Source organism: Homoserinimonas aerilata, assembly GCF_006716125.1.
Classification (GTDB): domain Bacteria; phylum Actinomycetota; class Actinomycetes; order Actinomycetales; family Microbacteriaceae; genus Homoserinimonas; species Homoserinimonas aerilata.
On record NZ_VFOM01000003.1, the window covers coordinates 53,991 to 66,280 of the forward strand.

General features: G+C 67.3%; 13 protein-coding genes. 8 read left to right on the top strand and 5 right to left on the bottom strand.

What is annotated here, in order from left to right; genetic code table 11:
• Positions 1-88: 88 nt before the first annotated feature.
• Entirely contained in the window at positions 89-835 is a 747-nt protein-coding gene (locus tag FB562_RS11740; protein ID WP_141881499.1) for an HAD family hydrolase, read from the bottom strand.
• Positions 836-884: 49 nt separating this feature from the next.
• Between FB562_RS11740 and FB562_RS11745 the strand changes: the two genes are divergently transcribed.
• On the top strand, positions 885-1,139 hold the full coding sequence (locus tag FB562_RS11745) for a glutaredoxin family protein (RefSeq protein ID WP_141881500.1): 255 nt from the start codon (positions 885-887) through the stop codon (positions 1,137-1,139).
• 12 nt (positions 1,140-1,151) lie between these two features.
• Here the strand turns inward: FB562_RS11745 and FB562_RS11750 are convergent, their stop codons facing one another.
• Positions 1,152-1,721 carry a TetR/AcrR family transcriptional regulator gene (locus tag FB562_RS11750; protein ID WP_141881501.1) on the bottom strand — a complete coding sequence of 190 codons (570 nt, stop codon included), beginning with the start codon at positions 1,719-1,721 and terminating at the stop codon, positions 1,152-1,154.
• A gap of 77 nt (positions 1,722-1,798) precedes the next feature.
• On the opposite strand from FB562_RS11750, the gene FB562_RS11755 reads away from it, so the two are divergent.
• The gene (locus tag FB562_RS11755) at positions 1,799-4,192 is read left to right on the top strand and encodes an MMPL family transporter (protein ID WP_141881502.1); all 2,394 of its coding nucleotides are present in this window, start codon (positions 1,799-1,801) and stop codon (positions 4,190-4,192) included.
• Between the two features lie 51 nt (positions 4,193-4,243).
• Here the strand turns inward: FB562_RS11755 and FB562_RS11760 are convergent, their stop codons facing one another.
• The gene (locus FB562_RS11760) at positions 4,244-4,801 is read right to left on the bottom strand and encodes a hypothetical protein (protein WP_141881503.1); all 558 of its coding nucleotides are present in this window, start codon (positions 4,799-4,801) and stop codon (positions 4,244-4,246) included.
• A gap of 127 nt (positions 4,802-4,928) precedes the next feature.
• On the opposite strand from FB562_RS11760, the gene FB562_RS11765 reads away from it, so the two are divergent.
• Positions 4,929-5,615 (top strand): hypothetical protein, encoded by a 687-nt coding sequence (locus FB562_RS11765; protein WP_246081477.1) that lies wholly within the window; start codon positions 4,929-4,931, stop codon positions 5,613-5,615.
• 19 nt (positions 5,616-5,634) lie between these two features.
• Here FB562_RS11765 and FB562_RS11770 read toward each other — a convergent pair whose 3' ends face one another.
• Together FB562_RS11770 and aspS are read right to left on the bottom strand one after the other, a co-directional pair.
• Positions 5,635-5,820, bottom strand: coding sequence for a YegP family protein (locus tag FB562_RS11770; RefSeq protein WP_141881504.1), 186 nt, complete (start codon positions 5,818-5,820; stop codon positions 5,635-5,637).
• A gap of 209 nt (positions 5,821-6,029) precedes the next feature.
• Positions 6,030-7,358, bottom strand: a complete 1,329-nt coding sequence (aspS, locus tag FB562_RS11775; RefSeq protein WP_141881505.1) for an aspartate--tRNA(Asn) ligase — start codon at positions 7,356-7,358, stop codon at positions 6,030-6,032.
• A 122-nt stretch (positions 7,359-7,480) separates the two neighbouring features.
• Here aspS and FB562_RS11780 point away from each other — a divergent pair, with 122 nt between their 5' ends.
• Genes FB562_RS11780 through ccsB form a run of 5 tightly spaced genes read left to right on the top strand, consistent with a single transcriptional unit; the run spans position 7,481 to position 12,091 of the window.
• A complete protein-coding gene (locus FB562_RS11780) occupies positions 7,481-8,122 on the top strand; it encodes a histidine phosphatase family protein (protein WP_141881506.1) in 642 nt (213 codons plus the stop codon).
• 52 nt (positions 8,123-8,174) lie between these two features.
• Positions 8,175-8,759 carry a TlpA family protein disulfide reductase gene (locus FB562_RS11785; RefSeq protein WP_141881597.1) on the top strand — a complete coding sequence of 195 codons (585 nt, stop codon included), beginning with the start codon at positions 8,175-8,177 and terminating at the stop codon, positions 8,757-8,759.
• Positions 8,759-9,514: a cytochrome c biogenesis CcdA family protein gene (locus FB562_RS11790; RefSeq protein WP_141881507.1), complete on the top strand. Its 756-nt coding sequence runs from the start codon at positions 8,759-8,761 to the stop codon at positions 9,512-9,514. Before FB562_RS11785 ends, FB562_RS11790 begins: the two co-directional genes overlap by 1 nt.
• A complete protein-coding gene (gene resB, locus FB562_RS11795; RefSeq protein ID WP_141881508.1) occupies positions 9,498-11,132 on the top strand; it encodes a cytochrome c biogenesis protein ResB in 1,635 nt (544 codons plus the stop codon). The genes FB562_RS11790 and resB overlap by 17 nt, the downstream gene beginning before the upstream one ends.
• Complete coding sequence (ccsB, locus tag FB562_RS11800) at positions 11,129-12,091, top strand: c-type cytochrome biogenesis protein CcsB (protein ID WP_141881509.1); 963 nt, start codon at positions 11,129-11,131, stop codon at positions 12,089-12,091. The genes resB and ccsB overlap by 4 nt, the downstream gene beginning before the upstream one ends.
• The last annotated feature ends 199 nt before the right edge of the window (positions 12,092-12,290 follow it).

The following is a 12,290-nucleotide window of genomic DNA, read 5'->3' on the forward strand; positions in this document are numbered from 1 at the left end:
TGTTTGTCCGGCGCCGCAGCATCCGTCTCATCTGCGACAAACCGCAGCCGTGGGGAGGGAGAGCGGGAGCGGGGCAGCGGGAGGGCGGCTACCGTGACTCTTTGCGGACCCGGCGTCGAGCCGCGCGGATGCTGGAGCGGTTCAGTCGCATGACCGACCAGTCGTGAGTCGTCGCATGCTCCAGAAGCACGGCATCCGGATTCACCACCACCCGGTTGCCGACCAACTCCAGCAGTGGCAGGTCGTTGCGCGAATCGGAGTACGCCCAGCAGTCGGCGGCTTCCGCGCCGCGCTCGATCATGAGCGCGCGCGCCGCGACAGCCTTCTCCTCACCATGCAGCACGGAGCCGTCGAGCTGGCCCGTGAAGCGGCCGTCGTGCTGCTCGAGCCTCGTGCCGAGGGCGCCTGTGAGGCCCAGCCGCCGCGCGATCACACCCGCGATCACCTCGGGGGTGGCCGTGATCAGCCACACCTCGTGGCCCTGCGCCATGTGCTCGCGGGCGAGCCCCACCGTCTCGGGCCACAGTCGCCGCTCGATCGACTCGTCGAAGATCTTCTCCGCCAGCTCAGCCACCTCGGCGACCGAGTGCCCCTCCGCGAGGCCGAGCGCACGCTCCCGGATGCTGCGCAGATGCTTCAGATTCTCGCCGACAGCGAGGAAGCGGGCCTGCTGCCACGCGAATCGGAGCAGATCGCGCAACGGCAGATAGCCGCGCCGCCGCGCCTCCTTGCCCACATGGAAGATGCTGGCCCCGCGCATGAGCGTGTTGTCGACGTCGAAGAATGCGATCGTCCGTGGCGGGCCCGACGCCTCGGCGTCGCTGGTGGAGGTCATCGCGCCCATGGTATCGGGCGGGGCATCACTGCGGTCGTAGGCTGGAGGCGTGCCAGCATCCGTCGCCCTCACCCTCATCGGCAAGCCCGGCTGTCACCTGTGCGATGACGCGCGGGGCGTCGTCACGGGCGTCGTCGCCGAGTTGGTCGACCGCGTCGAGGTGACGATCGAGGAGAAGTCGATCCTCGACGACGAGGCGCTGTTCGAGCGCTACTCGGAGGAGATCCCCGTGGTGCTCATCGATGGCCTCGTGCACAACATCTGGCGCATCGACCCCGATCGGCTGCGCGCCGCCCTGCTGTAGGCCCCGGCCGCATCACCCCAGAACGGCGGCGACCAGGCGGCCGGGGAACCCTTCGTCGGGAATGGGCGCGCGGGAGAGGGCGCGCACGATGATCGCTCCCAGGAGCGCCTGGCTGATCTCCTGCACGGGCGCGTCGCTGCGGAGGTCTCCGGCCTCGACCGCCGCGCGCAGGCGGCTGGCGAGAATCTCGTCCGCGCCGAAGCTCTCCTGCAGGCGCCTGCCGATGTCCTCGTTCTCGGCCGATGCCGCGACGAGTGAGCGCACCAGATCGCCGCCCCCGTAGCGCGAGATGAAGTCGGAGATCTGGCCCAGCCAGGTGCGGAGATCCGCGCGAAGGTCACCGGTGTCGGGTGGCGTGAAATCCTCGGGCAGCAGGTGCCCCTCGAGGAGGCACTCCGTGATGAGCGCGCCCTTCGAAGGCCACCACCGGTAGATGGTCTGCTTGCCGACGCCGGCCTCGGCGGCGATGCCCTCCATCGTCAGACGGTCGTACCCTTTTGCCGCGAAGATCCGCGCAGTGGCAGAGAGGATGGCGGCCCGGGCTGCCTCGCTGCGGACGGGCCCGGCACGATGGTCGGTCATGCCCACATCCTAGGCACAGGTTACGAGACGAGACGGTGCGTATTGTTAAGACGCATTCATCATCGGGAGGACGGCACATGGCCGAAATGCTCTATCGCTTGGGAACCTTCGCAGCACGTCGACCCTGGCGCGTGATCACCGCCTGGATCATCGTCCTCGCGATCGCCACGGGCGGGTTCCTGGCAGGCTTCGGCGGCCTCAGCTCCAGCTTCGACATCCCGGGAACCGCGTCGGGCAAGGTGGCAGACACCCTTGCGGATGAGTTGCCCGACTACAGCGGAGCATCCGGCACCGTCGTGTTCTCGACGACCGACGGCTCGCAGATGAGTGATTCCCAGCGCGAGCAGGTCAGCGCGCTCATCACCGACGGAGACGGGCTCGCGGATGTCGCGACAATCGTCGACCCGTTCGACACCGAGATCCAGCGAGCAGGCCGTGCCGAGCAGCTCGTCGACGGACGGCAGCAGATCGAGGCCGGCCGTGCGCAGCTGGATGCGGCGCAGGCGCAGCTCGACGCGGGGCGCCAACAGCTCACCGCCGCCGGCATGCCGACCGACCAGCTCGATGCGCAGCAGACGCAGTTGACCGCGTCGGGCGAGGAGCTTGAAGCCCAGAGTCGCACCCTCCAGGCAGGCGCCGAACTGCTCGGCCTGGCCGACGGCATCCGCATGGTCTCAGAAGACGGATCGACGGCGCTCGTCACCGTGGCATTCACCGAGCCGCGGCTGGAGCTGTCGGAGGAGGCGAAGCAGGGGGTCATCGACCACTTCGAATCGCAGCCGATCGACGGCGTCGAGGTCTCGTTCTCGACCGACATCGCGCAGGGAGTGCCGCAGATCTTCGGCGTCGGAGAGGCGATCGGCCTCGTCTTCGCGGCGGTCGTGCTGTTCGTCATGCTCGGCTCGGTGCTTGCCGCCTCGTTCCCGATCATCACCGCGCTCGTCGGCGTGGCGATCGGCGTCGTCAGCACCCTCGCGTTCTCCGGCCTGGTGCAGATGGCCTCGGTCACGCCCGTGCTCGGAATCATGCTCGGCCTCGCGGTCGGCATCGACTACTCGCTCTTCATCATCAACCGGCATCGCAAGCAGCTGCTGAAGGGTGCGCCGATCGGCGAATCGATCGGCCTCGCCAACGGCACGGCCGGCAATGCCGTCGTGTTCGCCGGGGTCACCGTGATCGTGGCGTTGCTCGCGCTCAACGTGACCGGAGTGCCGTTCCTCGGGCTCATGGGCACGGCGGGTGCCGCATGCGTTGCGGTCGCCGTTCTGATCGCGATAACGCTCACCCCCGCGATCCTCGGCCTCGCCGGCGAGCGCATCATCGGTCGCCGCGCCCGGGCTGCGGCGGTCCGCGTCGAGGCGAAGGCCAAGCCTGTGAAGCCGATGTCGACGTTCCGTGCCATCGCAACCGTCATCGCGGCCGTCGTGGCCCTCCTCATCATTGCCATCCCGTCGCTCTCGATGCGGCTCGGGCTGCCCGACGGTGGATCCGAGCCTGCCGGCTCGGCCTCAGAGCGTGCCTTCTCGCTGACGGCGGAGAAATTCGGTGAGGGTGCCACAGGGCCCCTCCTGGTCACGGCGACGCTGCCCGACGGGCTCGACGACGACCAACTGCTCACACAGCAGCTCGAGATCGCCCGCACGATCGCGGCGCAGGATGACGTCACCGCTGTCGCCCCGATCGACGTCTCGGCAGACAACACGCTCACGGCATTCCAGGTGATCCCCGCCGAGGGGCCGAACAGCGTCTCGACCGCGCAACTGGTTGAGGAGCTGCGCGCCCTGCCACCGATCGACGGCAGTGTGCTCGGCGTCGCAGGCCAGGCGGCAAGCAACATCGACATCTCAGAGAGTCTCGATGCCGTGCTGCCGTTCTATCTCGCGGTCGTCGTCGGGCTCTCGTTGCTGATCATGATCCTGGTCTTCCGGTCACTTCTCGTGCCGCTCATCGCGACCGGCGGCTTCATCCTGTCGCTGTTCGCCACGTTCGGTGCCACGGTCGCCGTGTTCCAGTGGGGCTGGTTCGCCGAGATCATCGGGCTGCACAGCACGGGGCCGATCCTCAGCTTCCTGCCGATCATCCTCACGGGCATCCTCTTCGGCCTCGCGATGGACTACCAGCTCTTCCTCGCGACAGGGATGCGGGAGGCCTATGTGCACGGTTCCCCGGCGCGGCTCGCCGTCGCGCAGGGGTTCAGAGCCGGTCGCTCGGTCGTGGTCGCGGCCTGCCTGATCATGGTGTCGGTGTTCGGCGGCTTCGTCTTCTCAGAGGCCACCATCATCCGCTCGATCGGATTCGGGCTCGCCATCGGCGTACTGCTCGACGCCTTCGTTGTTCGCATGCTGCTGATGCCCGCCCTCATGCACCTGCTCGGCAGGTCGGCGTGGTGGATTCCGCGTTGGCTGGATCGCATCCTGCCCGACGTTGATGTCGAAGGCTCGAAGCTCGAGCGTCGCCACGCCATCCACTGACCCCGCGCTCGCAGGCCCCCGCATCGGCGGGGAGCCTGCGGGCGGACGGCATCAGTCGCGCTTGGCTGCGGCCTCAGCCTCGGCGCGTGACTCGTAGACGGGCTCATCGAGAACAAAAGCGAGCGTCTCATCCGGGGCCACCAACAGCAGGTCGGTGGGCTCCTCGGCCGCATCGAAATCTTCGGCGGTGAGCTGCTCGCCGCCCAGATGCACAGTGACGAGGCCGCTGCCGGTCTCGAGCGAGTCGACCTCCAACGCAGGGATCGGCTTGCCGCCGCGCTGCAGCAGCTCGCCGATTGCAGCGCCCAGCCCGTCGGCCTTCGCCAGGAAGGCCTTCTCGTCGATGACCGTGTAGTCGTAGCGGGTGCGCACCGTGAAGGTGAGCTCCTCGGGCACGTCGTCGGTGGGCTCCTCCGCCTCGTCATAGAGGTCGTCGAGGGTGTCGCCGTACGTGCCGACCGCCTCCCACAGCTGGCGATCGACCTCCTCGGCCTCCTCGTCACTGCCGTTGCCGGCCGCGACCAGGTCGATGTGGTTCTTCAGAATGCCGAGCAGAGCCTCCCCGGCGTCGATTGCGGACTGGCGGGCGGGGGGCGTCTCGATGCTCATACGGTCACGGTAACAGTTGCGGGGCATGCCGGATGCGCCATGCCCAGCATCCTTCCAGCCGCCGGCCCTACCCTCGACGACTGTGCCCTTTCGGGTGCCCCCAACCCCCATGAATATCTTGCCCCGTGTGACGAAGCGGCTCAGGCGTGCCCTGGGCCCCCGTCGCCGTGCCCGCCGTGCGGCGCCCTCCGCGGCGGTCGTGCTGCTGAGGCCGCGCACACTCGTGGCGCTCGGCACTGCGGCGACGGCGATGGTGCTCGTCGGCACGCTCGCGGTCTCCACATTCGCGCAGACGCCGGCCGCCGACCGCGAGATCGCCGGGCAGACGCTCGTCGTGCCCGACTATGCGGCGGTCATGACGGTGCCGCGCGACAGCTACTCGGCCTCAGAGGGCGTCGACAGTCTGGTCGCGGGCGGCACCAACCAGGACTGGGCGAAACTCGTGCTGCTGTACGGCGGCTGGCCGCGCACCGATGAGAACGTGACCGTCATCCTGCGCTGGATGCGCCAGGAGAACTACGTGAAGACGTGGTGGAACCGCAACAACCCGCTCAACAACGGCTGGGGCTCCGGCGGCGGCGGGGGAACGGGAAGCTACCCGAGCCTGCGTTCTGCTGCCGAGAATGCGGCCGAAGCGCTCAACACGCATCCGGGCTATGCGGGCATCCGGGAGTCATTCGCGGCGTCATCGACGACGGATGCCACAGAGCAGGCCATCTGGGCGTCACCGTGGGCGACCGGCCACTACGCCAACGGCGGGCACTGGCACTACGAGCCCGTCGAGGTCGTGACGGCCCCCGCCGAAGCCTGGTAGCCGGGCCGCGACTCAGCTGTCAGTCGTCGAGTTCGACGACCGGAGCATCCGGTGCATTCTTGCGGATCGATTCGATGCCGTTCTTCGCGGCGGCCTTGGTCGTGTAGCCCTCCGAGGAGAGGGCGATGACCTCGCCGTTGCCGGCCTTCAGGCGAAAGCGGAACTCGCCGCCCTTGTCCGTGTACAGCTCGAACTTTCCAGCCATGACCAGCTCGCTTCCTTCGACACCGACAGCAGCCAGACGACCACTGGTCTCAATATACGAAGCGCGGGCCGCATTGTCACCAGTTCGGGGCACGCGGATGCTCGGGGTCGCCTCCGAGATGAATCGTCGCCGATTGCAAAACAGTGATTAGAAACGTTGCAAATCAGTGGATAGAAACGTTGCAGAACAGTGATTAGGCGCGCGGAACCCTACGGCAGCAGGCGGTTCGGCCCGCGGAACAGGTAGGTGGTCTCGCGCAGGTTCGTGAGCCCCAGCATGAGCATCAGCACGCGGGAGAGGCCCATGCCGAAACCACCGTGCGGGGGCACGCCGTAGCGGAAGAAGTCGAGGTAGAAGTCGAGCTCCTCCGGGTCGAGGCCCTTCTCCTTCGCCTGCTCGATGAGCACGTCGACGCGGTGCTCGCGCTGCGCTCCCGTCGAGATCTCGACCCCGTTGTAGACGAGGTCATAGCTGTTCGTGAGGCCAGCATCCGCCTCATTTCGCATGTGATAGAACGGCCGGATGCTCGACGCGTAGTCGGTGAGGAACACGAAGTCGTGCCCGTACGTCTCCTTCACGTAGGCGGCGATCTGGCGCTCACCCTCCGGGTCCATGTCGTCATCGTGACGGGGAACCTCGTAGCCGCGCTCGGCGACGATGCGCTTCGCCTCGGCCAGCGGGATGCGCGGGAACGGTGTCGTCGGCACCTGCAGCTCGAAACCGAACAGCGCCTCGATGGCCTCGCCGTGCTTCTCCTTGACTGCGGCGATGCCGGCGACCATGAGCTCCTCGTGCATGCGCATGACGTCCTCATGCGAAGAGATCCAGCTGATCTCCGCATCCACCGAAGTGAACTCGGTCGCGTGGCGCGACGTGAACGACGGGTCCGCGCGGAACGCCGGGCCGACCTCGAACACCTTGCCGAAGCCGGCCGGCTGTGCCATCTGCTTGAAGAACTGCGGGCTCTGCGCCAGGTACGCCTTCGTCTCGAAGTACTCGACCTCGAACAGCTCGGCGCGCGACTCGCTCGCGCTGGCCATCAGCTTGGGGGTGTGAATCTCGATGAAGTCGTTGTCGACCCAGTACGTGCGCCAGGCGTGCTCGAGCGTGGTCTGGATCTTGAAGATGAGCGCATGCTTCGGCACCCGCAGGTCGAGGAAGCGCCAGTCCATGCGCTTGTCGACGCCGCTGTCATCGGCGATCGGCGTCTCCGGGATGGCGTGCGATGCGACATCGAGCGCGTCGAGCTTGATCTCGACACCGCCCAGCTTGACCCGCTCGTCATGCTTCAACTCGCCACTGGCCGTAACGAAGCTGCCCTGGCTGAGCGCCGAAATGGTGTCGGCGAGGGCGTCATCGGCGGGCGTGCCATCCTCGTTGAACGCGCGCGGGTGCACCAGCTGCACGGCACCAGACTCGTCGCGCAGCACAACGAACTGCACCTTCTTCTGGTCGCGCACCGTCTCGACCCAGCCAGAGACAGAGGTGGGGCCGTCGGATGCCGCGGCCAGGTTCTTGATAAGGGTGCGCTCGTTCACGGGTCAAGTCTACGGGGGCTGGTCTCGAGACTGGCGCGGTAGACCGCAGCGCCACCTCGACCAGCGGGATCACCCGCACCACCTCGACCAGCGGGTGCAACAGGCTTGCCTAGACTGGGTTGGTGCCCGCATCCCGTATCCACCTGGTCCGTCATGGCGAAGTCCACAATCCCGACGCCATCCTGTACGGGCGGCTGGAGGGCTTCGGCCTCTCGGAGCTGGGCCACCGCATGGCCGCCGCCGCCGCGAAGTCGCTTGACGGGCATCCGGTTACCGCCCTCTACGCGTCGCCTCTGCAGCGCGCGCAGGAGTCGGCGAAGCCGTGGGCGGATGCTTTCGGTCTCACGATCACGACCGATGAGCGTCTGATCGAGCCGACGAACCGTTTCGAGGGCCGCACCTTCGAGTTCGGCCCCGGCGTGATCCTGCGGCCGCAGGCGTGGCCGTGGGTTGTGAACCCGTTCAAGCCGAGCTGGGGTGAGCCCTTCGTCGACGTCGCCGCCCGCATGATGTCGGTCATCGAGGATGCGTGGAACTCGGTCGACGACGGCGAGGTCGTCATGGTGAGCCACCAGATGCCGATCGTGATGGTGCAGCGGCTGGTGACCGGCCGCAAGCTGTACCACGACCCGCGCAAGCGCCGCTGCAGCCTGTCGAGCGTGACGACCCTCGAGCGTGGCCCGCTGGGCGCCTTTGCTGAGGTCGACTATCAGGAACCTGCGGCAGAATTGTCGGCGCAGGCCGCCGACTTCGGCGCGGTCTAGGGGTCAAGCAGCAGCCATGCGGCAGTTCGAGGGTTCATCAGGCGTGAAGAGGATGTTCAGGGCCGGCGCGGTCGCGCTGGCGGCGGTTGTGCTGTTGGCAGGGTGCACGGGTGACCCGCTGGCGGAGCGCTACGGCAACGGCGGGTCCGACAATCGCACCTCCAATGATGGCGCCATCACAGAGATAGCGCCCGAGAATCGCGGCGATGCGCCCACCTTCGAGGGCACCACGGATGCCGGTGGCACAGTCTCGAGCGACGATTACGCCGGCGAGATCCTGGTGGTGAACTTCTGGTACGCCGCCTGCGGGCCGTGCCGCGCGGAGGCCCCCGACCTGGAGGCGCTGTTCCAGGAGCACAAGGATTCCGGCGTCTCCTTCCTCGGCGTGAACACGCTCGACCAGTCGGCGACGGCGCTCGCCTTCGCCCGCAACTACGGCATCAGCTACCCCTCGGTGATGGATGGCGACACGGGCGAGGTGCGGTTGGCGTTCGCCGGCCAGGCCTCGCCGAGCGCGGTGCCGACCACTCTCGTGCTCGACAAGAAGGGCCGCGTGGCGGTGCGCTTCCTCGGGCAGATCACGGCGCCGTCGAACCTCGACACGGTCATCCGCGAGCTTCTCGCTGAGGAGCTGTAGTGGACTCGATCGGCGAGATCGTTCTCGGCGGTAACCTGCTTCTCGCCGTGCCGCTCGCCCTTCTGGCCGGGCTCGTCTCCTTCGCTTCGCCGTGCGTGCTGCCGCTCGTGCCCGGCTACCTCGGCTATATCGGGGGTGTCACCGAGCTTGCTGAGACGGATGCGGGGCGCCGCCGTAACCGCAACCGCCTGCTGCTGGGTGTTCTTCTTTTCGTTCTCGGGTTCAGCGTGGTCTTCGTCACCTTCGGTGTGCTGTTCGGGGTGGCGGGGCTGCTCCTCACTCGCTGGATGGACCTCATCACCCGCATCGCCGGTGTCATCATCATCGTCATGGGGCTCGTGTTCATCGGCCGCTTCGGGGCCATGCAGCGCACGGTCAAACCACGCTGGAAGGTCGCTACCGGCCTTGCGGGGGCCCCGTTCCTCGGCATCGTCTTCGGCCTTGGCTGGGCGCCGTGCATCGGCCCGACGCTTGTCGCAGTGCTCGCGCTCGGCCTCAACGGCGAGTCTGCGACTCGCGGTGGCGTGCTCGCGTTCTTCTACTGCCTGGGCCTCGGCATCCCGTTCCTGCTGGTCGCGCTCGGTTTCGGCTGGGTGGCGGGCTCTGTGTCGTGGCTGAAGCGGAACATCCGACTCGTGAATCTGATCGGTGGAGGGCTGCTCGTGCTCATCGGACTGGCCATGGTCACGGGCCTCTGGTCAGCATTCATCACAAGTTTCGGGGCGGTGATCGGCAGCTTTGTCCCGGCCATCTGATCACATCGACTCGCCCGCGCCACAGAAGGGTGTGAACCAGCCCACCCTCGGCGTTGTCGGCTACCTGCGCTTCTTCTGGCGCCAGCTGACGAGCATGCGCACGGCCCTCATGCTGCTTCTGCTGCTCGCCGTCGCCGCCATCCCCGGCTCTCTCGTGCCGCAGCGTGGCGCCGACCCGAACGGCGTCGTGCAGTACTTCACCGATCACCCCGATCTGGCGCCCGTGCTCGACGGCCTGCAGCTGTTCGACGTGTACACCTCGGTGTGGTTCTCGGCCATCTACCTTCTGTTGTTCCTGTCGCTCATCGGTTGCGTCATCCCGCGCAGCTCGCACCATCTGAAGGCGCTGCGCACGCCTCCGCCGAAGACGCCCGCCAGATTGGAACGCCTGGAAGGTTTCACGACCGTCGACGCGCCTGGCGTGGATGCGGCATCCGCCATCGAATCGGCGCGCGCGATGCTGCGCCGTTCCGGCTACAGGGTGCGGATGTTCGACACGGGCCGTGCGCTGTCGGTGTCGGCCGAGCGCGGGTACCTGCGCGAGACCGGCAACCTGGTGTTCCACACGGCCCTCATCGGGGTGCTCGTGTCGGTGGGCATCGGCGGCGGCTTCGCCTACAACGGGCAGAAGGTCATCGTGGTGGGGCAGCCGTTCGTGAACGTGCTGAACGACTTCGACACCTTCAACCCGGGCCGCTTCTTCTCGGAGGGCTCGATGCCCGCCTACCGGCTCACGCTCGACAGCTTCTCCGCCAAATATGAGACGGAGAACTTCGATGCCTACGGTTTCGCCAGCAACTTCGTGGCGGGGCTGACCGTGCACGAGGCGGGCCGCGACGCGTACCAGGCCGAGGTGCGCGTGAACCAGCCCGTCGAGATCATGGGGCAGGAGAACTACCTCGTCGGCAACGGCTACGCACCGCACGTCACCGTCACGGATGCCGACGGCAACGTCGCCTTCACCGGTTCCGTTCCGTTCATCCCGCAGGACGGCAACCTCACCTCGCTCGGCATCATCAAGATTCCGGATGCCGTTCCGGAGCAGATAGGGCTGCGCGGCTTCTTCTACCCGACGGTGGCGGCGCTCGAGTCCGGTGCACTCACGTCGACGTTCCCCGACCTGTACGACCCCATGCTGACGCTGAACGTGTACACGGGCGACCTCGGCATCGACGATGGCACCCCCCGCTCCGTGTACTCGATCGACACCGACCGGATGACGCAGCTCGCCGGCGGCGACGCCGACGTGGAGGCGATCCGCCTGCGCCCGGGCGAAGCATCCGAGCTGCCCGGTGGCATCGGCACGATCACCTTCGATGACATGTCGCAGGACACCGCCAACGGCGAGAGCGTTCCGCGTTTCGCGACGCTCGACGTGCACAACGACCCGAGCCGCGGCTGGGTGCTCGTCTTCGCCGTACTCGCGCTGCTCGGGCTGATGGCCGGGCTGTTCGTGCCGCGGCGTCGCGTCTGGGTGAAGGCGGTCGACGACGGTGACGGCGGCATCCGCCTCGAATATGCGGGGTTGGCCCGCGGAGAAGACCCCGGCCTCGCGGCCGCAGTGGCCGAGCTTGCGGGCAGCCACGCCCGGCAGCTCGGAGTTAGGCTTGCCCCATGATCGACACGCTCGACAGCTACTCTCTCGTGGCCATCTACTCGGCCATGGCCGTGTACACACTGGCCTTCGCGCTCTTCGCCGTTGACCTCGCCAAGCGTTCGGCGAACTCGAAGAAGGCGCAGGATGCGACGGCCCTGTCGGCAGGCCAGCTCGGCGCCTTCGAGGGTGCAGCTGGCGTCGCCGTGCTCGAGCGCACCGACGCGCCCGCCGCGCCGCGTTACCGCTTCGAGCGCGTGGCCTTTGCGCTGACCGTGCTCGCCTGGGCGCTGCATGTCGCCGGCGTCGTGCTGCGCGGCGTAGCCCAGGGCTTCGTGCCGTGGGCGAACATGTTCGAGTTCTCGCTGACCTCGTCGGCGATCGTCACGACCGTGTTCCTCGTCATCCAGTTCTGGCAGGACCTGAAGTTCCTGGGCGTCTACATGACCGGCTTCGTGCTCGTGTCGCTGGGCATGGGCACCGTCAACTTCTATGTGCCGGTGAAGCCGCTGCCCGACGCCCTCGACTCGTACTGGCTCATCATCCACGTCTTCGTGGCCGCACTCGCCACCGCCCTGTTCGCGATCGGCGCTGGCCTGTCGCTGCTGCAGCTTCTGCAGTCGCGGCGCGAAGATGTGGGGCGCGGCCTCGGCTTCCTGCGCACCCTGCCCAACTCGCTCAGGCTCGAGAACCTCGCCTACCTCGTCACCGTCGTCGGCTTCGTCTTCTGGACATTCACCCTCATCGCCGGGTCCATCTGGGCGGAACGCGCATGGGGCCGCTACTGGGGCTTCGACACGAAAGAGGTGTGGACGTTCATCATCTGGGTCGTCTACGCCGGCTACATCCACGCCCGCGCCACGCGCGGCTGGCGGGGTGCGCGCTCGGCCTGGCTGGCCCTCATCGGCTTCGCCTCCGTGATGTTCAACTACACGATCGTCAACGTCTTCTTCAAGGGACTGCACAGCTACAGCGGGCTGTAGGCGGCCACCGGGGTTGCTCGTGGGCTGGTCTCGAGACTGTCGCCCCAGAGGGCGACACCTCGACCAGCGAGTTCCACCAGTCGCCAGCGAGCGTATCGAAACCTCACCCGCGCCCGGTTCTCTCGACTGGTCATATTTGACTCTAAGAGCGCATTGTTGGGGCGAAGATTGACCGCTCGCGGCCCACGGGGCGGCCAAC